The sequence below is a fragment of the Streptomyces sp. NPDC028991 genome (genome assembly GCF_055564775.1).
This window is the reverse complement of record NZ_JBVHVP010000001.1, coordinates 311,079-333,019: the sequence shown is the minus strand read 5'-3', so window position 1 is coordinate 333,019 and position 21,941 is coordinate 311,079. Positions and strand designations below refer to the sequence as shown.

Here is a 21,941-nt window from a genome sequence, read left to right as displayed (position 1 = left end):
GGTGAAGGCACTGCACGTCATCACCGGCCTCGGCGTCGGCGGCGCCGAGCAGCAACTGCGGCTGCTCCTGCGTCACCTCCCCGTCGACTGCGACGTCGTCACCCTCACCAACCCGGGCCCGGTCGCCGACGGTCTGCTGGCCGACGGCGTGCACGTCGTCCACCTCGGCATGACCGGCAACCGCGACCTGGCCGCACTGCCCCGCCTGACCCGCCTCATCCGCACCGGTGGCTACGACCTCGTGCACACCCACCTCTACCGCGCGTGCCTCTACGGCCGGCTCGCCGCACGTCTGGCCGGCGTCCGCGCCGTCGTCGCCACCGAACACTCCCTCGGCGACTCCCAGATGGAGGGCCGCCCGCTCACCCCCGGCGTCCGCGCCCTCTACCTGGCCGGGGAGCGGCTGGGCAGCGCCACGGTCGCCGTCTCCCCCACCGTCGCCGACCGGTTGCGGCGCTGGGGCGTGCCCGCGCCCCGCATCGAGGTCGTCCCCAACGGCATCGACCTGGCCCGCTTCCGCTTCGATCCCGTCGTCCGCCTGCGCACCCGCCGCCGCCTCGGCCTGCCGGACGGTGCGTACGTCGTCGGCGGCGTGGGCCGGCTGACCGCGGCCAAGCGGTTCGACGTCCTGGTCCGCGCCCTGGCCCGGCTCCCGGACGACTGCTGGCTGCTGCTGGTCGGCGGCGGCCCGGAGGAACACGTCCTGCGCCGCACCGCCCATGAGGCGGGGGTCGCCGACCGCGTCCTGCTCACCGGCGAACGCCCCTACGTGGCCGACGGCTCCCCCGGTCCCGACCTGCCGTCCCTCGCCTCCGCGATGGACGTGCTGGCCTCGCCGTCGCCGGAGGAGGCCTTCGGCCTGGCGGCGGTCGAGGGCCTGGCCGCCGGGCTGCCGGTGCTGTACGCCTCCTGCCCGGCGATCGAGGACCTGCCCCCCGCCGCCGCGCCCGCGGCCCGTCGTGTCACGGGCGGCGAGGAGGAGTTCGCCCGCGCCCTCGCCGAGGTCCGCGCGTCCGCCTGGCCGGGCCCCGGCCCGCGCACCGCGCCCGAGGCCGCCCGCCACTACTGCGTCACCCGCAGCGCCGCCCAGCTGATGGACGTGTACGCGACCACCCTCACGCACCCGTTGTCCCCGGCACCCCAGGGAGTCACCCCCGCATGACCGAGCCCCTCACCCAGTCCCCGGCCGAGCCAGAGGCGCAGAACGAGGCCCAGAACGAGGCGCAGAACAAGGTGCAGAACGAGGCCGACCGGCCCGCCCTCCCCCGCCGCGCGCTCAGCGCCGTTCACCGCTTCCTGCGTCGCCTCCGGTCCCTGCCGCCCTGGACCGCGCTCGCGGCGGGGGTCCTCGCCGGCGGACTGCTGGGCGCCGGTTACGGCCTGGTGACCAGCCCGCAGTACACGGCCACCAGTTACGTGGTCGCCGTCCCCACCGACGCGTCCGACCCGGCGTCCGCGCTGGGCTTCGCGCAGGCCTACGGCCGGGTCGCCACCCAGCTCGCGGTGCTCGGGGACGCGCAGATGCTGGCGGGCGTGCCGGTGGCGACGCTGGAGGAGAGCGTCCGCGCGGCGACCTCGCCGGACGCGCCGATGGTCTCGGTGACGGCCACCTCGTCCCGTCCCGGGGAGGCCGCCGACATGGCCGACGCGGTCGCCCGAGCCCTCACCAAGCACGCGGACGCCGCCGCCGACGACACCAACGTGGAGCTGCGGCAGTTCGCACGCGCCACCGAGCCCACGGAGGAGTCCTCCGCCCCGGCCGCCGTGACGGGGCTGGTGGGCGCGAGTGCGGGCGGTCTGCTCGGCGGTCTCGCGCTGCTGGTCCGCCCGCGCCGGGCCGGACGGGAGCCCGGTCGCGCGGCTGCGGCCGTGCCCGGACCCGCCTCGGCGGCGGACGTCCGCGGACAGCTGTGACGCACCCGCCGACGTACACGGGGACGTACACGGGGACGTACACGACCGAACTCGTCACCGACGAGCGCGGGTTCGCGGAGCTGGCGGCGGACTGGGGGCGGCTGTACCGCCGGTGCGCCGCCGCGACCCCGTTCCAGAGCCATGCCTGGCTGCACTCGTGGTGGCGGTCGTACGGCGGGCGCGGCCGGCTGCGGCTGCTGCTGGCCCGCGACGGCCGCGAACTGGTCGCCGCCGCACCGCTGACGCTCGTACGGTGTCCGGTGCCGGCACTGGTGCCACTGGGCGGGACGATCTCCGACTACGGGGACGTCCTGCTGGACGACGAACGCGGGGAGGACGCGGTGGCCGCGCTCACCGGGGCGCTGTCCTCCGCGGCCCGCACCGCCCTGATCGATCTGCGTGAGGTGCGGCCGGGCGCCGCCGCCGAGCGGGTCTACGACCACTGGCGCGGCCCCCGGCGCCGGGTGCCCGACTCCCTCTGCCTGGAGCTGCCCGGCGCCCCCATGGACGAGCTGGTCGCCCGGCTGCCCTCGGCCAAGAGCCGGCAGCGGGTGCGCGCCCGGCTGCGCAGGCTGGACGCGCTCGGCGTCAAGAGCCGGACCGTCCTCCCGGACGAGGTGGACGCGGCGCTGCGGCGGCTGCTGGAGCTGCACCGGTTGCAGTGGCAGGGGCGGAAGGTGACCGGTGAGCACCTGCGGACGCGGTTCCGCGACCACCTGGTGCGGGCGGTGGGTCCGATGGTGCGTTCCGGGGACGCGGTGGTCACCGAGTTCCGGATGGACGACGAGGTGGTGGCCGTGGACGTCACGCTGCTGTCGCGGCGGCTGGCCGGCGGCTACCTGTACGGCGCCCATCCCCGGCTGCGGGAGCGGAAGGCGGACGTGGCGGTGATGCTGCTGGACGCGTGCGCCGAGCACACCCGCGCCCCGGGGCGCGGCACGCTGAGCCTGCTGCGGGGCGACGAACCGTACAAACACCACTGGCGCCCGGAGCCGGTGCCCAACCAGCGGCTGCTGCTGGCCCGGCGGCGCACGGCCCCGCTGCTGTCGGTGGCCCTCTGCGACGTCGCCGCACGCCGTCGGGGCAAGGAACTGCTGCACCACCGGCAGGTGCGCAAGGAGCGCAACGAGCGCGAGGAGCGGAAGGAGCGCGACGGTGACGGCAGGACCTGACCGGCCCCGCCGCCACCGCCGCCCCCTCCCCCTCCGTCCCCTCCACCGCCGTCCCCTCCACCGCCGGCGGCTACTTGCCGCGCGAGTACCAGTCGAGGCGCATGCACAGCTTCCCGCCCAGCCAGTACTCGACCCAGTCGCCGAGTTCCAGCGGCGAGCAGCCGGCCGGCGGCTCGGTCGCGGCCGGCGGCACCGCGGGCACGGGTGGTGCGGTGGGCGTGGCCGGCTCCGGGGCCGTGGTGTCCGGCTCGTCGGTGCGGCCGAAGAGCACGGACCGGTAGACCGCGGTGGAGCGGGGGTTGTCGTCGCACTGCCACACGCCGTGCGGGCAGTAGTCGGTGAGCGTGTTGTACACGGGCTCGTGCTCGTCCATCCACGCGAGCATGCGCCGCATGTACTCGGCGTTGTCGCCGTTGCGGAAGAGTCCCCACTCGGGATAGGAGATGGGTTTTCCGTGGGCCTTGGCGAAATCCACGTGCGCCTGGAGTCCGTAGGGCTCCTTCACCTGTTCGTCGAACGCCATTCCGCGTGGCTGGTCGTACGAATCCATGCCGATGATGTCGACCGTGGAGTCGCCCGGATAGCACTGGGTCCAGGGAATGGCGTCCCGGCCGCGGCTCGGGGTGAAGTCGAACCGGAACTTCTGCCCCGGCACCGAACGCATGGTGGTGACGATCCTGTTCCAGTACGTCTTCCAGGCCTCCGGGTCCGGCCCGCACCGATGGGTGTACGTGGTGCCGTTCATCTCCCAGCCGAGCACGAGGACCGTGTCCGGGACGTTCAGCTCGACCAGCCGTTCGGCGAGGGCCCTGAAGTGGTGATCGAAGCGTCCGGCGGCGCCCTGGCGGAGCAGTTCGCGTACCTCCGCGTCGTCGACGCCCTCCTCGTTGCGCTCCAGCATGGGCACGTTGAGGACGAGCATCCTGTCGGCCTCGCGGGTGCGCCAGTCGGCCCACACGTCGAGGAAACCGGGGGCGCCCTCGATGTTGCTCCAGAGGTCGCCGGGCAGGTAGGTGTGGCCGACGCGCAGTTCGGCGCCGCCCAGCCAGTGGCTGAGCTGCGCCATCCGGGCCACGCCGCGCGGGCCGTAGTCGAGGTACGCGCCGAACGCGGGAGCGGCACCGGGTGCCCGGGCCGGGGCCGCGGGAGCCGTTGCGGGCGGAGCCGGCGCGGGTGGGGCCGGTTCGCCCGCGGCGACCTGGGGGCTCGCGGCCAGGAGCGCCACCGCCGCGATCACCGCCGCGACGCGTGCCGGCCGCCTGGACCGGGCCCGTGACTGCCGTACGGCCATTACCGGCTCCTTTCCTCGCCCCGAATTCGTTTCCGCTTACTGACACTCAGTCATATGAAATGCCATCACGCCACCGCCGCTACGGCTTTCGAGTGTGCCGATCGCCCGCACCGGTGACCCGATCGACTGCGAAGGAAGTTTCCCGTGCCGCTGTTCGACACCCGCGTCCCCGCCGTTCTGCTGCGGATCGACCGGAATCCCTTTCACCACGGAACGCTGGGTGCCGTGCGCTCGCTCGGCCGCGCGGGGGTGGACGTGCACGTGGTCGCCGACTGCGCGCAGAGCCCGGTCCGCGCCTCGCGCTATGTGAGCGGGCTGCACACTCCCCCGCCGCCCGGCGCGTCGCCCGCCGACATCGCGATGGTCCTGCGCCGCGTCGCCGCGCGGATCGCGCGTCCCGCCGTACTGATCCCGATGGACGACGCGTGCGCCGTCGCGGTGGGGCGGCTGCGGGCGGAACTGGCGCCCGCGTACCTGCTGCCCGACCTGCCGGGCGCGCTGCCCGAGCGCGTGGCCGACAAGGCGGAGCTGGCCGGCGTGTGCGCGTCCCTGGACGTCCCGCACCCCGAGACCCTGGTCCCGGACGGCCCGGCCGAGGCCGCCCGTGCCGCCTGGCGGCTGGGGCTGCCGGTGGTGGCGAAGTGGAGCCGGCCCTGGCTGATGCCCCCGGGCAGCGGGCTGCGCAGCACCGTGCTGGTGCGCTCGGCGCAGGAGGCCGGCGAACTGTACCGGCGGGCCGAGGAGGCGGGCAGCCGGCTGCTGCTCCAGGCGTTCCTGCCGCCGGGGCCGGACCGCGACTGGTTCTTCCACGGGTACGCCGACCGCACGGGCGCCGTCCGGGCGGGCGGTCCCGGCCGCAAGACACGCGCCAGACCGCGCGGTGCCGGTCTGACGGCGGTCGGCCGCTGGACGCCGAACCCGCGGGTGCAGGCGCTGGCCGAGCGGATCACCTCGGAGCTGGGCTACCGGGGCATCCTCGACCTCGACTTCCGTCGCTGCGGCACGACGGGCGGCTATCACCTGCTCGACTTCAACCCGCGTCCCGGTGCCCAGTTCCGGCTGTTCACCGACACCGCCGGGCTGGACGTCGTACGCGCCCTGCACCTGGACCTGACCCACCGTCCGCTGCCGGGCGGAGCGCCGCAGCCGGGGCGGGCGTTCGTCGTGGAGAACTACGCGCCGCTCAGCGCCCTGCGTCCGGCCCCCGACGGCCGCGAGCTGGCCTGGCACGCCCCGGACGACCGGGCGCCCGGCCGGGCCCTGTGGTCCCTGTGGGGGCGCCACGTGGCCGTCCGGCTGCTGGACCGCATGCGCCGCAAGGACGGCCGACCGCGCACGGGGGCACCGGCCCGCGCCCGCGTGGTACGCCAGGCGACCGCCCCCCGCCCCGGCCGCCCCGACCGCTCCGACCGCTCCGACCGCCCGGACGACGAAAGGGCGGGCAGCCGCTGACCCGGCGGGCACCACGACGCCCCCGGCGGACCGTGCGCGGTCGGCCGGGGGCGTCGGGTCGGGCGGGAGCCGGGGTCAGCGGCGGGACACGGTGCGGGCCCGCCGGTAGAGGATCGCGCCGCCGGCGATCAGCGCGGCACCGGCGACGGCGGCCGGCATGGCGGCCTCGCTGCCGGTCTCCGCGAGGACGGGCGGCTGCTCCCCCTGCGGAGCCGGCGGGGTCTCCTTCTCGCCGGCGGGCGGCGGGGTCTCCTCCTCGCCGGACGGCGGAGGCTCCTCTTCCGCCGCGGGCGGCGGCTTCTCCTCGCCGGGCGGCGTCGTGGGCGGCGTCGTGGGCGGTGTCGTGGGCGGCGGCTCCTCCTCGCCGTAGCCCGGGGGCTCCTCGGCCTGGTCGCAGGAGTTGCCGAAGACCGGGTTGAGCGCGGCGATCACGTCGACGGTGTTGCCGCAGAGGTTCACCGGCACGTCGACCGGCACCTGCGCGTCGTTGCCGGAGCCGACGCCGGGAGATCCCACGGCATGGCCGTCGGCGGAGGAGCCGGACGGGATCCGGACGTCCTCGACGTTCCCTCCGCCGTATCCGCCGTCCTGGTCCGGGCCGTAACCCGAGCCGTCGCCGTGGGGTGCTCCGTGGGATCCGGAGCCGGCGTTCTGCTCGTCCGAGCTGTTCTCGCACTCGTTGCCGAAGGCGGGGTTCAGCGCGGCGACCACGTCGACGGTGTTGCCGCAGGCGTTCACCGGTACGTCGACCGGCACCTGGAGGGCGTTGCCGGACGCGACGCCCGGCGAGTTCGTGGCGGCTCCGTCCGCATGCGAGTCGGCAAGGGCGGGGCTGCCGCACAGGGAAAGGATGCCCGTCGCGGCTGCTGCCGCGACCATCCCCCTGCTCAGGGTCTGTCGCACTCTGGTTGTCTTCCTGCTGGTAGAGGTGGCTGGGAACGGGCTGCAGAAAGGGGAAAAGCCGGCCCTGAACCAAACGAGTTGGCCAAGGCCGGCCGTGACGCAGCCGGTCGGTTCGGAACGACGTCAGTCGTTCACGCACACGTTGCCGAACGCGGGGTTCAGCAGACCAACAACGTTGACGGTGTTGCCGCACACGTTGACGGGCACGTGCACGGGGATCTGGACGACGTTGCCGGACAGGACGCCCGGGGAGCCGACAGCGGCACCCTCGGCGCCCGCGTCGGCGAAGGCCGGGGTGGCCATGCCGAGGGCCAGGATGGCGCCCGCGACGACAGCAGCGCTCTTCTTCATGAACTTTCCCTTCTCTGCGGTCATGCCTGAATGACGGCCGAAACCGCGCGAGCACAGCATTGACGGCTCGCACCATGACCTGCAGCCTGCAAACGAGGAATTGACAGCCGGAGAAACCACCGAACGTGAGACCCCGAGTAATTCACTCGTATGCCTCACGATCCGTTACGGCCGTACCCCCAGGAGAGCGACGACGTCATTCCGATCGCCCGGCGAAATACCGGCCCGGGAACGACCGGGCGGCCCACGGGGAAGTCAGCGGGCCGCCCGGACCGGGCGGGGTACGGCTCAGCCCTGGCCGCCCTCGCTGTTCGCCGACAGAACCGACAGGTCCTCCAGGACGTGCGAGATCGCGCCGTCCCGCTTGGCCTGCGTGGAGTTGTCCGCGCACTGCTGGGTCAGCTCGTCCGACAGGATCGGCACGTCCTGGATCGGGACGATGTTGATGACGGCGACGTTGACGTCCTCGACACCCAGGCACGGCTTGTTCAGCGTGCCCTCGACCAGCGAGAGCTGCGGGCTCATGTCGCCGTCGGTCGCCGAGTTGCCGAACGACGACGAGGCGCCGTTGCCGTTGGCCACGGCCGGTCCGTTGTCGTCCCCGATGGCCAGAGCCTGGGGAGCGGCAGCAGCGGACATGCCGATCACAGAAGCGGCAGCCGCCGCGGCGACCATTGCCTTCTTGAGCACTTCGCGTTCCTTTCGTCGTAGCGACGCACTGTCCTACGGCCTCATCAACCCGGTGGGGAGTGATTGGTTGCGGGCGTTCACCCGGTTGGCCCGCACGGGATCTCAAATCCCCTGGAAAGTCGCCGGGAAATCGCGGGGAAACACGGACCCGCACACATTTCCCGTTGTCCGCCGACGGAGTGAACGGGAGAAACCCGGCCGCGTACACGGAGTTGACCAGAGCGCTCCGGTGGACGGGGTTTTTCAGAAAGGACTGGCCAAATGATCAAGAAGGTAGTCGCCTACGCGGCGATCGCCGCCTCCGTCATGGGCGCCTCCGCTGCCGCGGCACCGCAGGCGATGGCGATCGGCGACGACAGCGGCCCCGTCTCCGCGAACGGCAACGGCGCCTCGCAGTACTTCGGCAACTCGGCGACGCACGGCAACATGAGCCCGCAGATGGCGCTCATCCAGGGATCCTTCAACAAGCCCTGTATCGCGGTCAGCGACATCCCGGTCAGCGTCATCGGCCTCGTGCCGATCCAGGACGTGCCGATCCTGTCGGACGAGCTGACCCAGCAGTGCGCCGAGAACTCCACGCAGAGCAAGCGCGACGGTGCGCTGGCGCACCTCCTGGAGGACGTCTCGATCCTGTCCTCGAACGGCGAGGGCGGCGAGGGCTGACATCGGCCGAGGGGCGGACCGCCGAGCACATCGGCGGTCCGCCCCTTTCGCCTGCCCGGCGCCGTGCCGCTCAGCGCCCCGGCGCCGCGTAGAGGGCGTCGATCTCGGCCGCGTACGCCGCCACCGCCGCGTGCCGTTTCACCTTCAGCGACGGGGTCAGCAGGCCGTTCTCCTCGGTGAACTCGCCCTCGACCAGCCGGAAGGCGCGGATCGACTCGGCCCGGGAGACGGCCGCGTTGGCGTGGTCGACGGCCTTCTGGACGTCGGCCCGCATCCGCTCGTCCCGTACGACCTCGGACATCGGGGTGTCGGCGGGCAGCCCCCGGACCGACAGCCAGTGCGCGACGGCGTCCGGGTCGAGGGTGATCAGGGCGGCGACGAACGGGCGGTTGTCGCCGACGACGAGGCACTGGGCGACCGGCGGGCGGCTGCGCAGGCGGTCCTCCAGGACGGCCGGGGAAACGTTCTTGCCGCCGGAGGTGACCAGGAGGTCCTTCTTGCGGCCGGTGATGGTGAGGTAGCCGTCGTCGTCCAGGGAACCGAGGTCGCCGGTGGCGAACCAGCCGTCGGTGAGGGCGGCGGCGGTGGCCTCCGGGTTGCCCCGGTAGCTCCCGAAGACGATGCCGCCCTTGACGAGCACCTCGCCGTCGTCGGCGATGCGCACGGCCGTGCCGGGGACGGGCGGGCCGACGGTGCCGGGGCGGGGGCCCAGCGGCGGGACGATGGTGGCGGCGGCGGTGGTCTCGGTCAGGCCGTAGCCCTCGTAGACCATGATGCTGGCGGCGTAGAAGAACAGGTTGAGTTCGCTCTCGAGCGGGGAGCCGCCGCTGATGGCGTAACGCATCCGGCCGCCGAGTTCTTTGCGGACGCGGCGGTAGACCAGCAGGTCGTACAGGGCCCAGCCGGCCCACAGGGCGGGCCCGGGGCCCTTGCCGCGGCCCAGGAACCGCTCCATGTGGGCTCCGCCGAAGCGGACGGCGAGGCGGTGGGCCCGTTCGAAGGAGGCGCCGCGGCCGAGCTTCTCGGCGGTCGCGCGGCCCGTGTCGTGGATCTTCTCGAAGAGGTACGGCACACCGACCAGGAAGGTCGGCCGGAACGTCTTCAGCGCGGGGCGGAGCTCGTCGGGCTTGATGCTCGGGAAGTGGCCGATCTCGATGCGGGCCAGCAGGCAGGCGATCTGGATGGTGCGGCCCAGGATGTGGGCGAGCGGGAGGAAGAGGAGGGTCGAGGCGGTCTGGCCGGTGACCTCCTTGAAGATCGGATGCAGCAGCTCGACCGTGTTGGCGGCCTCGGCGTGCAGGTTGGCGTGGGTGAGGACGCATCCCTTGGGGCGTCCGGTGGTGCCGGAGGTGTAGCAGACCGTCGCGACGGTGTCCGGGGTCAGGGCGGTGCGGCGCTTGGTGACCTCCTCGTCGCTCACCCCCAGGCCGAGGGCCGTGAGGTCGGTGAGCGCGCCGGCGTCGAGTTCCCAGGCGCGCGGGCGCTCGGGGTGGCCCGCGGTGCCGGCGACGACGGTCGCGGTGTTCGCGGCGGTCTCGGTGACCACGTGCCGGGCGCCGGAGTCGCGGACGATCCACTCGACCTGGTCGGCGGAGGAGGTGGCGTAGACGGGGACGGTCTGGCCGCCGGCGGCCCAGATGGCGAAGTCCAGGACCGTCCACTCGTAGCGGGTGCGGGACATGACGGCGACCCGCCCGCCGGGTTCCAGGCCGGCGGCGATCAGCCCCTTGGCCACGGCGGTCACCTCGCGGGCGAACTCCGCCGCCGTGACGGGCCGCCAGACACCGTTCACCTCGCGGCGCAGGACCACCGCGCCGGGGGCCTCGGCCGCGTTGGTGAACGGGATGTCGGCGGTACTGCCCGTGGTGGGGCGGGGCGCGAGGGGGGCGGTGCGGGCCTCGCGGACGGTGCCGTGCTCGTCCCTGACGGTCTCGGTCCTCGTGCGGGAGGCCAGGTCACCGCGCTGTATCGCCCGTTTCAGGTCCTTGCGTACGCCCATGGCGGCTCCCGGTCGCGGATCGGACTGACGTTCTGTCGTGTGCCCCTACGCTGCTTACTCCTGAGTAAACTTACCCAAGAGTAAGCATAGGTCAACGGGTCCGCCCCGAACTCGGCGCGTCAGGTCAGCCGGTCCGCCGTGCCGATCGCCTCGGCCAGGTCCCGGACGTCCTCGTCCTCCGTGCGGTCGGCCAGGGAGTCGGCGCGCTCGGCCAGTTCGCCGAGACCCGGCGCGCCCGGCAGGGAGCCGTGGCGGCCGTCGCGGCCGTAGCCGTTGCCGCCGCCTTCGGAGGAGCGCAGCGCGTCGGCGAAGTAGGCGGCGGTCGCCGTGACCCCCAGGCCGCGGTCCGCGCCCCAGACCGAGTCGTCGAGGGCCCCGGCCTCCAGGTCGCCGGACTCCTCGTGCGGGGCACGGGTGTCGGGGTCGAGCCAGCGGACGGTGGCGGTGGCGAGGTGACCGTCGGCGCCGGGACGGGTGCGAACGGCGTACAGCGCGGTGACCGTGTGGCCGGGGCCGACCTCGCCGCCGTCGACGCGGTCGTCGCGGAAGTCCTCGTCGGCGACCTCGCGGTTCTCGTAGCCGACGAGGCGGAACTCGGCGACCGTCTCCGGGTCGAAGGCGACCTGCGCCTTGGCGTCGCGGGCGGTCAGCTCGACGTGGCGCGGAAGCTGCTCGCAGAAGACCTCGCGGGCTTCCTCCGGGTCCGAGACGTACGTGGTGTGGCCGTCGCCCCGGTCGGCGAGGCGTTCCATCAGGGCGTCGCCGTAGTCGCTGCCCACGCCGACGCCGAAGAGGGTGATTCCGTGCTCGCGGCGGGCGTCCGCGATGCGTTCGAGGATGGCGTCCGCGTCGGTGTCACCGGTGTTGGCGAGGGCGTCGGAGACGAGGACGACACGGTTGGTGGCGCCCTCTCGGCGGCCCTCTACGGCGGTGGCGTAGCCGGTCTCGACGCCCGCGCCGAGGTTGGTGGAGTCGGTCGGCTCCAGGCTGCCGATCGCGTCGTGGATCCGGCCGCGGCGGTCGCCGAGCCGGGTCATCGGCAGTACGGTCTCGGCCTCGTCGCTGAAGGTGACGAGCGCCACCGAGTCGTCGTCGCGCAGTCGGTCGGTCATCGTGCCGAGGGACTGCTTGGCGAGGTCGAGCCGGCCGGGCTCGGCCATGGAGCCGGAGATGTCGATGACGAACGTGAGGGCGGCGGGCGGGCGTTCGCCCTCCTGCTCGGCGCCCCGGGTGGCCAGGCCCACGCGGACCAGCGACCAGTCCCCCTCGCCGGTGCGGGCGCCGTCGACGGTCACCGTGAAGCCGTCGCCGTCGGGGCGGTCGTAGTCCTGGCGGAAGCTGTTGACGAACTCCTCGGGGCGGATCGTCGAGCGGTCGGGCAGCCGGCCCTCGGAGAGGGTGCGGCGGGCGTAGCCGTAGGAGGCGGTGTCGACGTCGAGGGCGAAGGTGGAGAGGTGGTCGGGGGCGGGGGCGATCTCGCGGGAGTCACCGCTCTCCCCGGCGCCCCCCGTCTCGCCGCCGGACCCCCCGGTGGCCGTTCCGCCGTCGTACCGCTGTCCGCCCTCGCCGCGGGGGCGGTCGGGCGCGGGCATCGGGGCCGAGCCGCCCCGGGAGTCGGCAGCGGTCTCCTTGGTGCCGTGGTCCGCGTCGCCCCCGCCCCCGCAGCCGGTGAGCAGCAGGCCGCCCGCCGCCGTGAGCGCGAGCAGCGCGCCGATCGGCCTTCGTGTCCGGTACCGCTTCATCTTCCGTGCCCCCTGCTTCCGTTGACGCCGGTGTACGTGACTGTGACGGCGCGGCGGGGCGGAACGTGCGGTACGGGGAGTCACGGGTGCGTCTCGAAGCGGGCACGGCGGCGGGCCGCCGAGACCGGTGGGTGATCCTCCGGTGATCCGGGCGAGGCCTCGAGGGCTCCTGCCCCGTTCTCCGCGCCCCGCTCTCCGGTTGCGGGTCCCCGGACACGACGGGCACCGGCCCCGGACACGACGGGCACCGGCCCGGGCACGACGGGCACCCGGCCCCTAGGACACGATGTCCTTGCGGGCGAACCCCCGGAAGGCCAGGGCGAAGAGCACGAGGGCGTACGTCACCGACAGCGAGGTGCCCTGGATCAGGCGGGTCCAGTCCAGCTCGGGCCGGACCGTGTCCAGCCAGGCGTACTGCCAGTGCGCGGGCAGGAAGTCGCGCCAGTCGCCGAGGGCGGTCACCTCGTCCAGGACGTTGCCGATGATGGTCAGGCCGACCGCGCCGCCGACCGCGCCGAGGGGTGCGTCCGTCTTGGTGGAGAGCCAGAACGCCAGGGCGGCGGTGACCAGTTGTGAGACGAAGACGTACGCCACCGTGAGGGCGAGGCGCTCCGCCGCGGTGCCGGTGGGCAGGCTGCCGCCGGTGGGCAGCTCCAGCGGTCCCCAGCCGTAGGCGACCGAGCCGACGGCGAGCGCGACCAGCGGCAGCAGGACGATCGCGGCGAGACTGAGGATGAGGGCGACGACCAGCTTGGACCAGAGCAGGCGGGCGCGGGGCACCGGTGCCGCCAGCAGATAGCGCAGGGACGACCAGCCGGCCTCCGAGGCGACCGTGTCCCCGAAGAACAGGGCGACGGGCACGACGAGGAGGAAGCCGGCGGAGGCGAAGAGGTTCACCGCGGCGAAGTTCGCCCCCGACGCGGTGGCCGAGTCCATCAGGCTGACCTGGTTGTTCGCCCCGCCCGGCTCGCCGCCGATCCGGAACGCGACGAGCAGGACGAACGGCAGGGCGAACAGGATGCCGCCCATGACGAGCGTGCGGCGCCGCTTCAGCTGCCGGACCAGCTCGACCCGCACGGGCAGCGTCCGGCCCGCGCGGTAGCCGTCGGCGACCTCCTGGGGGCCGGCGGGCGCGGCGCCTTCGGCCAGCGTGCTCATGCCGGGTCTCCGATCAGGGTGAGGAAGGCGTCCTCGAGGCGCCGGTGGGGGCCCACCGACTCCACGGGCACGTCCAGGCGGACGAGTTCGGGGATCAGGTCCCGGGCCGATCCCCCGGTGCCGAGCCGGACCAGCAGACCGCCGTCGGTGGCGGCCGCCGAGGCCACCCCCGGCAGGGCGGCGACCTTCTCGGCGAGCGGCGCGTCCACGCGCGCGGAGGTGCCCACGAGCAGTGTGTCGCCGGAGCCGATGATCTCGCCGACCGGGCCGGCCTGGACCAGCCTGCCGTGGTCCATGACCACCAGATGGGTGCAGGTCTGCTCGACCTCGGCCAGCAGGTGGCTGGAGACGATCACCGTGCGGCCGGCCGCCGCGTAGCGGATCATCACCTCGCGCATCTCGCGGATCTGCGGCGGGTCCAGGCCGTTGGTCGGCTCGTCCAGGATCAGCAGGTCGGGCAGGCCCAGCATGGCCTGGGCGATGGCGAGCCGCTGGCGCATGCCCTGGGAGTAGGTGCGCACCGCGCGGGCGAGCGCGTCGCCGAGGCCGGCGATCTCCAGGGCCTCGTCGAGGTGGGCGTCCCCGGGCGGGCGTCCGGTGGCCCGCCAGTACAGCTCCAGGTTCTCGCGGCCGGACAGGTGCGGCAGGAAGCCCGCGCCCTCGACGAAGGCGCCGACGCGCGAGAGCACCGGTGCGCCGGGCGCGATGGCGTGGCCGAAGACGCGGACCTCGCCGCCGTCCGGCGCGATCAGGCCCATCAGCATGCGCAGGGTCGTCGTCTTGCCCGCGCCGTTCGGCCCGAGCAGGCCCAGCACCTGGCCCTTCTCCACCCGGAACGACAGGTCCCGCACGGCGTACCGGTCGGTGGACTTGGCGTACCGCTTGCTCAGGTCCGTGATCTGGAGCGGCACGTCGGCCAGCGCGGGGTCGGGCGGCGGCGCCGTGGTGCGGCGGCGGGCGGTCAGCAGCAGGGCCGCGGCGACCGCGGCTCCGGCGAGGGGCGCCCACCAGACCCAGGCGGGCAGTCCGGCCACCTGCCCGGTCCCGCCGAGTGCCGTCGGCACCCGCAGATCGCCCTTGAGGGAGACGGTGTACGTGGCGGGGGCGGCCGGCGAGGCGTAGCCGAGGTCGGTGGAGGACAGGACCAGGCGCAGCCGGTGGCCGCTCTCGATCTCGTGGTCGACGGCCGGCAGGGTGATCCTCACGTCCTTGCCCGCTCCGGCGTCCGCCACCCTGATGGGTGTGACCAGTTGGGAGGGGAGCACCTGCCGGCCGCCGCCGGGGGCGACGTCGTACACCTTGGCGAAGAGCACGGCCTCGTCGCGGGTGGACTTCACGTGGACGGTCGCCGTCGGGGAGCCGGTGATCTGGAGGTCCTCCCGGACGGGGGCCGACTCGAAGGCGGCGAACTGGCCGGGGAAGTCCAGGGAGACGCCGATGCCGAGCGAGGAGAGCCGGGACAGACCGCCGGAGCCGCCGATGCCGGGCAGCGCGGAGACGGCGGGCGGGCTGGCGCCGGCCGGGTTGTCGAAGCTCTGCTCGCGTCCGCGTAGTTCGACCGGGCGGAGTTCGCTGCCCAGACCGGGGTAGGAGTCGGCGCTCACGCCCTCCAGGCGGGTTTCGCCGTCACCGCTGCCGGAGCCGAGGGTGCGGCTGACGCGGAAGCCTGGGCCGGTGCCGGCCGACTCGTCGCCCTTCAGATAGCGGTCGAACCACGCGCCGACGCGGGCCTGGACCCGGTCGGTCTCCAGGTCGCCGCCGTCGTGGCCGCCGGAGATCCAGTCGACGGCCACCGGGGCGCCGTTGGCGCGGATCGCCTGCGCGGCCCGGTCGGCCTGGCCGAGCGGGAAGAGGGAGTCGGTCTGGCCCTGCATCAGCAGCGTGGGCACGTCGATGCGGTCGCCGACGGCCTGCGGGCTGCGTTCGTCGAGGAGGTCCACGGCCTCGGGGTCCGGCTGCCCGGACTCGGCGACCCGCTGGTACATGCGGCAGAGCCGGTCCTCGAACCGGTCGCAGCCGCCGCCCAGGTTGACGAAGAGGCCGGCCCACAGCTTCTTGAAGACCCCGTCCGGGAAGAGGGCGTCCGAGAGGCTCCAGTACGTTATGGCGGGGGCGATGGCGTCGACCCGCTCGTCGTGCCCGGCGGACAGCAGCGCGACCGCGCCGCCGTAGGAACCGCCGGCGATGCCCACCCGCGGATCGCCCTTCTCGTCCAGCCGGACCTGCGGCTGCTTCGCCAGCCAGTCGATCAGCCGGGACACGTCGGCCACCTCGCCGTCCGGGGCGTTCAGTCCGATCCTCCCGGTCGACTTGCCGAAGCCGCGCGCCGACCAGGTCAGGACCGCGTACCCGTCCTGCGCGAGGCTCTCCGCCTGCGCCCGTACGTCGGCCTTGCTGCCGCCGAAGCCGTGCGCGAGCAGGACGGCCGGGCGGCGGCCGCCGGAGCCCGCGGTGAAGTAGGAGGTGTCCAGGCGCACCCCGTCGCCCACGGCCACGACCCGGTCGGCGCGGTGCACCGCGGGCGGGTCGTCGCCGGCGACGGCCGTCCATGTCCCGGCGCCGGCGAGTACGACGACGGCGGCCGCGGCGGCGAGCATCCGCCGCGGCCCCCGTAGCAGCCCTCGCACGCGGGGCAGTCGAAGATCCATGCGTCAACGGTACGGGCCGCCGCCGACATCGGGGGCAGCCCCGGGGCTGAACCGCCGCCCCTCCCACGGAAGTACGGCGCCGGTGCCGCGTACCACGGGCGCGGTAGGGCGGCTCGGGCACCGGGCGGGCTCCGGTGACCGACGGCCCGGTGACGGCGAGGGCCTCCCGGAGCCGACGGACGGTGACGGACGGGCGGGCGCCCGGACGCCCGTCCGGTACGGCCGGGTGCACAAAAACCCTCGGGCCGGGGCGGAAAGCAGAACGGGAGCAGAACGGAAGCAGAACGGAAACGCGGCGGAGGGCGGGGCGGAAACGTCCCGCCGCCTGATGGCCGGACGCTGTCGGTGGGCCCCGGTAGAGTCATGCGCACAGGTGAATCACAGGAACACGGCAACGGGTGGGGACTCATGAAGCTGACATACACCGCCGCCTGGGTGGGGCTGACGGCGGCGGCGATGGTCGCGGCGACCGCGTGTGGCTCGGAGGGCGGCAAGACGGCCGCCGAGACCGCCGACAAGGCGGCCGACACGGCGGTGAGCAAGACCGACACGATCATGGCGGCGCTCTCGCGGGCCACCGACCGGACCGAGGAGGTCGGCTCCGCCGAGGTCAGGACGACGACCGACCTGGGCACCGGTGAGCCGATCGCCATGGACGGCACGTACTCCTGGGGCGACGGCTACGCCCTCGACGTCGAGATGGACGCCGAGGCCGCGCAGATGCAGGAGCTCACGGACTCCCCGACCGTGCGCACCCTGTTCGTGGACGGCGCCTACTACTACGACATCGACCCCCAGCCCGCCGGCCCGCTCGCGGGCAAGGAGTGGATGAAGATCGACGGGTCGGCCGTGTTCGGCGAGTCGGGTGCCGCCGCGATGAGCGGGGGCGGCGGCGGTGGCAGCCCGGCGGACTCCATGAAGGGCCTCAAGTACGCGAGCGACGTCGAGGACCTCGGCGAGGAGACCGTCAACGGCAAGCCCACCACCCACTACCGGGCCGTGCTCGACCAGGAGGACATGGGCAAGTTCAAGGAGGCCTTCAGCGGCGCCGACAGCCTGCTCAACTCGGCCTCCGGTGGCAGCTCGATCACGATGGACATCTGGGTGGGCGAGAAGGACCTTCCGGTGCGCCTGAAGCAGGAGTTCGGCGCCATGGAGGTCACCATGGACTTCGACAGGTTCGGCGCCACCAAGGAGATCGTGGCCCCGCCCGCCGGCCAGACCGGCGACCTCACGGAGGAAGTCAAGAACTCCGGAGTGCAGCAGGGCTGAGCGCACGCACGCCGGGCGCCCCCGCCCCACCCGGTGCGGTGGGGCGGGGGCGCCCGGCGTTTCGGGCGGCAGCGTCTCAGTGGTTGCGCGGGAAGCCCAGGTCCACGCCCGCCGGGGCGTCGGCCGGGTCCGGCCAGCGGGTGGTGACGACCTTGCCGCGGGTGTAGAAGTGCGTGCCGTCGTTGCCGTAGACGTGGTGGTCGCCGAAGAGGCTGTCCTTCCAGCCGCCGAAGGAGTGGTAGCCGACGGGGACCGGGATCGGCACGTTCACGCCGACCATGCCGGCCTCGATCTCCAGCTGGAAGCGGCGGGCGGCGCCGCCGTCCCGGGTGAAGATCGCGGTGCCGTTGCCGAAGGGGGAGGCGTTGATGAGCGCCACGCCCTCCTCGTAGGTCGCGGCGCGCAGCACGCACAGGACCGGGCCGAAGATCTCGTCCTGATAGGCCTTCGCCGTGGCCGGCACCCGGTCCAGCAGGGAGATGCCGATCCAGTGGCCGTCCTCGTGGCCGTCGACCGTGTAGCCGGTGCCGTCCAGGACGACCTCGCAGCCCTCGGCCGCCGCGCCGTCGACGTAGGACGCCACCTTGTCGCGGTGCGCCTTGGTGATCAGCGGGCCCATCTCGGAGGCCGGGTCGTCGCCGGGGCCGATCTTGATCTTCTCGGCGCGTTCGCGGATCTTCTCCACCAGTTCGTCGCCGACGGCACCGACGGCGACGACCGCGGAGATCGCCATGCAGCGCTCGCCGGCCGATCCGTAGGCCGCCGAGACGGCCGCGTCGGCCGCCGCGTCGAGGTCGGCGTCCGGCAGCACCAGCATGTGGTTCTTGGCGCCGCCGAGGGCCTGCACGCGCTTGCCGTTCGCGGAGGCGGTGGTGTGGATGTAGCGGGCGATCGGGGTCGAGCCGACGAACGAGACCGCCTTGACGTCCGGGTGCTCCAGGAGCCGGTCCACGGCCACCTTGTCACCGTGCACCACGTTGAAGACGCCGTCCGGCAGACCGGCCTCGGAGAGCAGTTCGGCGATCCTCACGGCCGCCGACGGGTCCTTCTCGCTCGGCTTGAGCACGAAGGTGTTGCCGCAGGCGATGGCGATGGGGAACATCCACAGCGGCACCATCGCCGGGAAGTTGAACGGCGTGATGCCGGCGACCACGCCGAGCGGCTGCCTGATCGAGGCCACGTCGACGCGGGTGGCGACCTGCGTGGACAGCTCGCCCTTGAGCTGCACGCTGATGCCGCAGGCCAGGTCGACGATCTCCAGGCCGCGCGCGACCTCGCCGAGCGCGTCGGAGTGCACCTTGCCGTGCTCGGCGGTGATCAGCTCGGCGATCTCGTCACGGTGCGCGTCCAGCAGCGCCCGGAACTTGAAGAGGACCGAGGTGCGCTGTGCCAGCGAGGACTGACCCCAGGTCAGGTACGCCTCCTTGGCGACGGCGACCGCGGCGTCCACCTCGTCGACGGAGGCGAAGGCGACCTTCGTGGTGATCGCGCCGGTCGCCGGGTTCGTCACCGGCCCGTACGTGCCCGAGGCGCCTTCGGCGGACTTGCCGCCGATCCAGTGGTTGACGATGTTCGTCATGACCGAGAACTCCTTCACAGATGGCGGCGACGGGTCGAGACGTGCCGTTGGTCCAGCTCACGGGCCGTGACCGGCGACGAACGGGTCGCGGCCCGCGCCGATCGGGTCGCGGTCACTGCCATGGGTCCATCCCAGCAGCCTGGCGCGCCGGGCGCGCCCGACACTGTGTATGCGGTTTGGGTGTCCGTGTAGACACGTGGGGCAGTGCCGGCGGCCCGTCCGGCGACGGGACGCGGGAACCTCCGGCGCGGGGGCGGTACGAGCGGGGAGTCGGCGCTCGAACTTCGCTCCTGCCAGGGCGAAGCGGCCTTCCCGCGCCGGAGGCGACTGAGGGGGGAGCGGTGCCGGCGGGAGCGGACCGCTCGGGCCCCCGGCGATCGGGGCGTGCGCCATCGCGTTCCCCTTCGTGCCCGTCGTTGCCTGCCCGCCGTTGTGTCTCCCCCGGTTTCTAGCCCCGCGCGTGCGACCTGTCAATGCTTTGTCCGGACATCCGGACGACATGCCGGACGGCATGGTCCGGATGGCGGCCCGTCCGCACGCCCGGGACCCTCCCGGCCGCCCAAGTCAACGCGCCGCGCCCGGACTCCGGCACAAGTCTTTGCCGCACTCGTGTCACAAAAGCGCGCCCCCTGTAACGCACGTCACACGCACTCGGCTCTTCCGTCACACGCGGGAACGGCCCCTGACCGCCCCGCACTCCACGTCGTTCACCCGGCACAGGCTTGGTGATCGCCAGCGCAGCGCCCGGCTCCCCCCGGCGGCCGTCCCCGGCCGCCGCCGCGGTGCGCGCGGGGAGGTGCGACTTGTGACCGACCGAAGGCTCTGGTCCTACAAGGACATCGCGGCCCACATCCGGGTACAGCCGGACACCGTGCGGTCGTACCGAAAGCACGGGCTGCTGCCCCCGCCCGACCACGTGGAGGGCGGAAAGCCGTACTGGTACGCGGACACGGTCCGGGCCTGGGTGGCGTCCCGGCCCCGCAACCGGAAGCGGTAGGCCGGCCCGCGGCCGGAAAACCGTTCGGTGCCCCACGGACACGTGGGGCACAGTGCCGCACATGAACTTCTCTCTGAAACCCGTCCTGACCGGCGACCGGACGGTACTCCGACCGTTCACCGAGGCCGATGCCGAACGCATGTGGGAGATCGTCAACGATGCCGAGGTCCGGCGCTTCACCGGCTCGCCGGGACGCGAACTCACCCCGGAGCTGCTGCGTACCTGGTACGGCTCCCGCGGCGCGCAGCGGGACCGGCTGGACCTGGCCGTCACCGATCCCGCCGACGGTGAACTGCTCGGCGAGGTCGTGCTCCACGAGTGGGACCCCGAAAGCCGTTCCTGCACCTTCCGCACGCTGATCGGCGCGCGGGGGCGCGGCCGGGGCATCGGCACCGAAGCGACCCGGCTGATCGTCGGGTACGCCTTCGAGGGACTCGGTCTGCACCGCGTCCAGCTGGACGCCTACGGCTACAACCGCCGTGCCCTGCGGGTCTACGAGAAGACCGGGTTCGTGGTGGAGGGCGTCCGGCGTGAGGTGGAGCGGCGCGACGGCGCGTGGGTGGACGAGGTGCTGATGGCCGTCCTCGACCACGAGTGGGCCGCCCACCGCGGACACCCGGGGGCCGCCGGCGCCCGTTCCGGAGCCGCTGTCACGGCTCGATGACCGTCACCCCGGCACCGGGCGCCGTCCCCATCGCGGCCAGGGCGGCCGGGACCTCGTCCAGCCCGATGGCGGACGTCACCAGCAGGTCGGGGCGGAGCGCCCCGGTGCGGACCAGTTCCAGCATCGGCGGATAGGTGTGCGCGGCCATCCCGTGGCTGCCGAGGAGTTCCAGCTCCAGGGCGACGGCGCGGGCCATCGGCACCGGCGTGGTGCCGGCCGGCGAGGGCAGCAGCCCGACCTGGACGTGCCGGCCGCGGCGGCGCAGGCCCATCACGGAGGCGGCGCAGGTGACGGGCGAGCCGAGGGCGTCGAGGGAGAGGTGGGCGCCGCCGCCGGTGAGGTCGCGGACCGCCGCGGCCGTGTCCGGTGTCCGGGCCGCGTCCACGCACTCCGCCGCGCCGAACGCGCGCGCCAGCTCCAGGGCCCGGGGCGACACGTCCACGGCGACGACCCGCGCGCCCGATGCCGCCGCGATCATCACGGCCGACAGGCCGACGCCGCCGCAGCCGTGCACCGCGACCCACTCCCCCGCCGCGAGCCGCCCCTGCCGCACCACGGCCCGGAACGCCGTGGCGAACCGGCAGCCGAGTGAGGCCGCCGTCGCGTACGACATGTCCTCGGGTACGGCGACGAGGTTGACGTCGGCGTGGTCGAGGGCCACGTAGCGGGCGAAGGAGCCCCAGTGGGTGAAGCCGGGCTGGGTCTGCCGCTCGCACACCTGCTGGTCGCCCGCCGCACAGGCCCCGCAGCTCCCGCAGGCGCAGACGAAGGGCACGGTCACCCGGTCACCGGGCCGCCATCCCGCCACCCGGTCGCCGGCCGCCTCGACGACCCCCGCGAGTTCGTGACCCGGTACGTGCGGCAGTGTGACGCCCGGATCGTGGCCCTGCCAGCCGTGCCAGTCGCTGCGGCACAGCCCGGTCGCCTCGACACGGACCACCACGCCGTGCGGGGCGGGCTCCGGGTCGGCCACCTCCCGCACCTCGGCGGGCTCCCCGAACCGCTCGAACACCACCGCACGCATCCGTCACCCTCACTTCCGTACCGGTCCGCACCGGCGTCACCGCTTCCCGTCACGCTTCTCACGGCAGGCTATGAGGTCTCATACCCCCTAGGGGTACAGTGGGGTACCCGTGGTCCACGCCGGACCACGGGTACCCGTGCACGAACGCCCCGACGAGGAGTAACGACATGACCGCCCAGACCGATACCCAGGGCTCCGTCACCACCGTCTACAAGGTGAGCGGAATGAGCTGCGGACACTGCGAGGGTGCCGTCTCCGGTGAGATCTCCGAGATCACGGGCGTCGGCTCGGTGCAGGCCGTCGCCTCGACCGGCGAGGTCACGGTCGTCTCCGAGGCGCCCCTGGACGACGAGGCCGTGCGCGCCGCCGTGGACGAGGCGGGCTTCGAGCTCGTCGGCCGGGTCTGAGTCCCAGCGGCCGCA

General features: G+C 73.6%; 19 protein-coding genes and 2 pseudogenes. 9 read left to right on the top strand and 12 right to left on the bottom strand.

The window, feature by feature from the left end; genetic code table 11:
- Position 1 precedes the first annotated feature (1 nt).
- Genes ACZ4V1_RS01470 through ACZ4V1_RS01460 form a run of 3 tightly spaced genes read left to right on the top strand, consistent with a single transcriptional unit; the run spans position 2 to position 3,086 of the window.
- Entirely contained in the window at positions 2–1,162 is a 1,161-nt protein-coding gene (locus ACZ4V1_RS01470) for a glycosyltransferase (RefSeq protein WP_468327942.1), read from the top strand.
- Complete coding sequence (locus tag ACZ4V1_RS01465; RefSeq protein ID WP_468327940.1) at positions 1,159–1,914, top strand: YveK family protein; 756 nt, start codon at positions 1,159–1,161, stop codon at positions 1,912–1,914. The genes ACZ4V1_RS01470 and ACZ4V1_RS01465 overlap by 4 nt, the downstream gene beginning before the upstream one ends.
- The gene (locus ACZ4V1_RS01460) at positions 1,911–3,086 is read left to right on the top strand and encodes a GNAT family N-acetyltransferase (protein WP_468327938.1); all 1,176 of its coding nucleotides are present in this window, start codon (positions 1,911–1,913) and stop codon (positions 3,084–3,086) included. Before ACZ4V1_RS01465 ends, ACZ4V1_RS01460 begins: the two co-directional genes overlap by 4 nt.
- A 70-nt stretch (positions 3,087–3,156) precedes the next feature.
- Here the strand turns inward: ACZ4V1_RS01460 and ACZ4V1_RS01455 are convergent, their stop codons facing one another.
- The gene (locus ACZ4V1_RS01455; RefSeq protein WP_468327936.1) at positions 3,157–4,377 is read right to left on the bottom strand and encodes a glycoside hydrolase family 26 protein; all 1,221 of its coding nucleotides are present in this window, start codon (positions 4,375–4,377) and stop codon (positions 3,157–3,159) included.
- 144 nt (positions 4,378–4,521) lie between these two features.
- On the opposite strand from ACZ4V1_RS01455, the gene ACZ4V1_RS01450 reads away from it, so the two are divergent.
- Positions 4,522–5,829 carry a carboxylate--amine ligase gene (locus ACZ4V1_RS01450; RefSeq protein WP_468327934.1) on the top strand — a complete coding sequence of 436 codons (1,308 nt, stop codon included), beginning with the start codon at positions 4,522–4,524 and terminating at the stop codon, positions 5,827–5,829.
- 75 nt (positions 5,830–5,904) lie between these two features.
- On the opposite strand, the gene ACZ4V1_RS01445 is transcribed toward ACZ4V1_RS01450, so the two are convergent.
- The 3 genes from ACZ4V1_RS01445 to rdlA all read right to left on the bottom strand — a co-directional run bounded on the left by ACZ4V1_RS01445 (position 5,905) and on the right by rdlA (position 7,773).
- Positions 5,905–6,708, bottom strand: a complete 804-nt coding sequence (locus ACZ4V1_RS01445; RefSeq protein ID WP_468328906.1) for a chaplin — start codon at positions 6,706–6,708, stop codon at positions 5,905–5,907.
- Positions 6,709–6,855: 147 nt separating this feature from the next.
- Entirely contained in the window at positions 6,856–7,083 is a 228-nt protein-coding gene (chpD, locus tag ACZ4V1_RS01440) for a chaplin ChpD (protein WP_468328903.1), read from the bottom strand.
- Between the two features lie 288 nt (positions 7,084–7,371).
- On the bottom strand, positions 7,372–7,773 hold the full coding sequence (rdlA, locus tag ACZ4V1_RS01435; protein WP_468327932.1) for a rodlin RdlA: 402 nt from the start codon (positions 7,771–7,773) through the stop codon (positions 7,372–7,374).
- Between the two features lie 261 nt (positions 7,774–8,034).
- Here rdlA and rdlB point away from each other — a divergent pair, with 261 nt between their 5' ends.
- On the top strand, positions 8,035–8,436 hold the full coding sequence (gene rdlB / locus ACZ4V1_RS01430) for a rodlin RdlB (protein WP_468327930.1): 402 nt from the start codon (positions 8,035–8,037) through the stop codon (positions 8,434–8,436).
- Between the two features lie 70 nt (positions 8,437–8,506).
- Here the strand turns inward: rdlB and ACZ4V1_RS01425 are convergent, their stop codons facing one another.
- From ACZ4V1_RS01425 to ACZ4V1_RS01410, 4 genes are all read right to left on the bottom strand, one after another.
- Positions 8,507–10,435 (bottom strand): AMP-dependent synthetase/ligase, encoded by a 1,929-nt coding sequence (locus ACZ4V1_RS01425; protein ID WP_468327928.1) that lies wholly within the window; start codon positions 10,433–10,435, stop codon positions 8,507–8,509.
- Positions 10,436–10,554: 119 nt separating this feature from the next.
- A complete protein-coding gene (locus ACZ4V1_RS01420) occupies positions 10,555–12,177 on the bottom strand; it encodes a vWA domain-containing protein (RefSeq protein WP_468327926.1) in 1,623 nt (540 codons plus the stop codon).
- Positions 12,178–12,453: 276 nt separating this feature from the next.
- Positions 12,454–13,335 carry an ABC transporter permease gene (locus tag ACZ4V1_RS01415; RefSeq protein WP_468327924.1) on the bottom strand — a complete coding sequence of 294 codons (882 nt, stop codon included), beginning with the start codon at positions 13,333–13,335 and terminating at the stop codon, positions 12,454–12,456.
- Entirely contained in the window at positions 13,332–15,983 is a 2,652-nt protein-coding gene (locus ACZ4V1_RS01410; RefSeq protein ID WP_468327922.1) for an alpha/beta fold hydrolase, read from the bottom strand. The genes ACZ4V1_RS01415 and ACZ4V1_RS01410 overlap by 4 nt, the downstream gene beginning before the upstream one ends.
- Positions 15,984–16,391: 408 nt before the next feature.
- Here ACZ4V1_RS01410 and ACZ4V1_RS01405 point away from each other — a divergent pair, with 408 nt between their 5' ends.
- Complete coding sequence (locus ACZ4V1_RS01405; RefSeq protein ID WP_468327920.1) at positions 16,392–17,255, top strand: SCO4651 family lipoprotein; 864 nt, start codon at positions 16,392–16,394, stop codon at positions 17,253–17,255.
- 76 nt (positions 17,256–17,331) lie between these two features.
- Here ACZ4V1_RS01405 and mmsA read toward each other — a convergent pair whose 3' ends face one another.
- The 3 genes and pseudogenes from mmsA to ACZ4V1_RS01390 form a co-directional block, all read right to left on the bottom strand.
- Complete coding sequence (gene mmsA, locus ACZ4V1_RS01400) at positions 17,332–18,834, bottom strand: CoA-acylating methylmalonate-semialdehyde dehydrogenase (protein WP_468327918.1); 1,503 nt, start codon at positions 18,832–18,834, stop codon at positions 17,332–17,334.
- A 14-nt stretch (positions 18,835–18,848) separates the two neighbouring features.
- Positions 18,849–19,052 (bottom strand): annotated as a pseudogene (locus ACZ4V1_RS01395) (hypothetical protein); the annotation flags it as partial.
- Positions 19,048–19,165 (bottom strand): annotated as a pseudogene (locus ACZ4V1_RS01390) (5-deoxy-glucuronate isomerase); the annotation flags it as partial. The pseudogenes ACZ4V1_RS01395 and ACZ4V1_RS01390, both read right to left, overlap by 5 nt.
- 474 nt (positions 19,166–19,639) lie before the next feature.
- On the opposite strand from ACZ4V1_RS01390, the gene ACZ4V1_RS01385 reads away from it, so the two are divergent.
- The gene (locus ACZ4V1_RS01385) at positions 19,640–19,831 is read left to right on the top strand and encodes a helix-turn-helix transcriptional regulator (protein WP_073723204.1); all 192 of its coding nucleotides are present in this window, start codon (positions 19,640–19,642) and stop codon (positions 19,829–19,831) included.
- 61 nt (positions 19,832–19,892) lie between these two features.
- Positions 19,893–20,495 (top strand): GNAT family N-acetyltransferase, encoded by a 603-nt coding sequence (locus ACZ4V1_RS01380; protein ID WP_468327916.1) that lies wholly within the window; start codon positions 19,893–19,895, stop codon positions 20,493–20,495.
- On the opposite strand, the gene ACZ4V1_RS01375 is transcribed toward ACZ4V1_RS01380, so the two are convergent.
- Positions 20,482–21,519 carry a zinc-dependent alcohol dehydrogenase family protein gene (locus tag ACZ4V1_RS01375; RefSeq protein ID WP_468327914.1) on the bottom strand — a complete coding sequence of 346 codons (1,038 nt, stop codon included), beginning with the start codon at positions 21,517–21,519 and terminating at the stop codon, positions 20,482–20,484. The genes ACZ4V1_RS01380 and ACZ4V1_RS01375 overlap by 14 nt on opposite strands.
- Positions 21,520–21,686: 167 nt before the next feature.
- Between ACZ4V1_RS01375 and ACZ4V1_RS01370 the strand changes: the two genes are divergently transcribed.
- Entirely contained in the window at positions 21,687–21,926 is a 240-nt protein-coding gene (locus ACZ4V1_RS01370; RefSeq protein ID WP_468327912.1) for a heavy-metal-associated domain-containing protein, read from the top strand.
- Positions 21,927–21,941 lie beyond the last annotated feature (15 nt).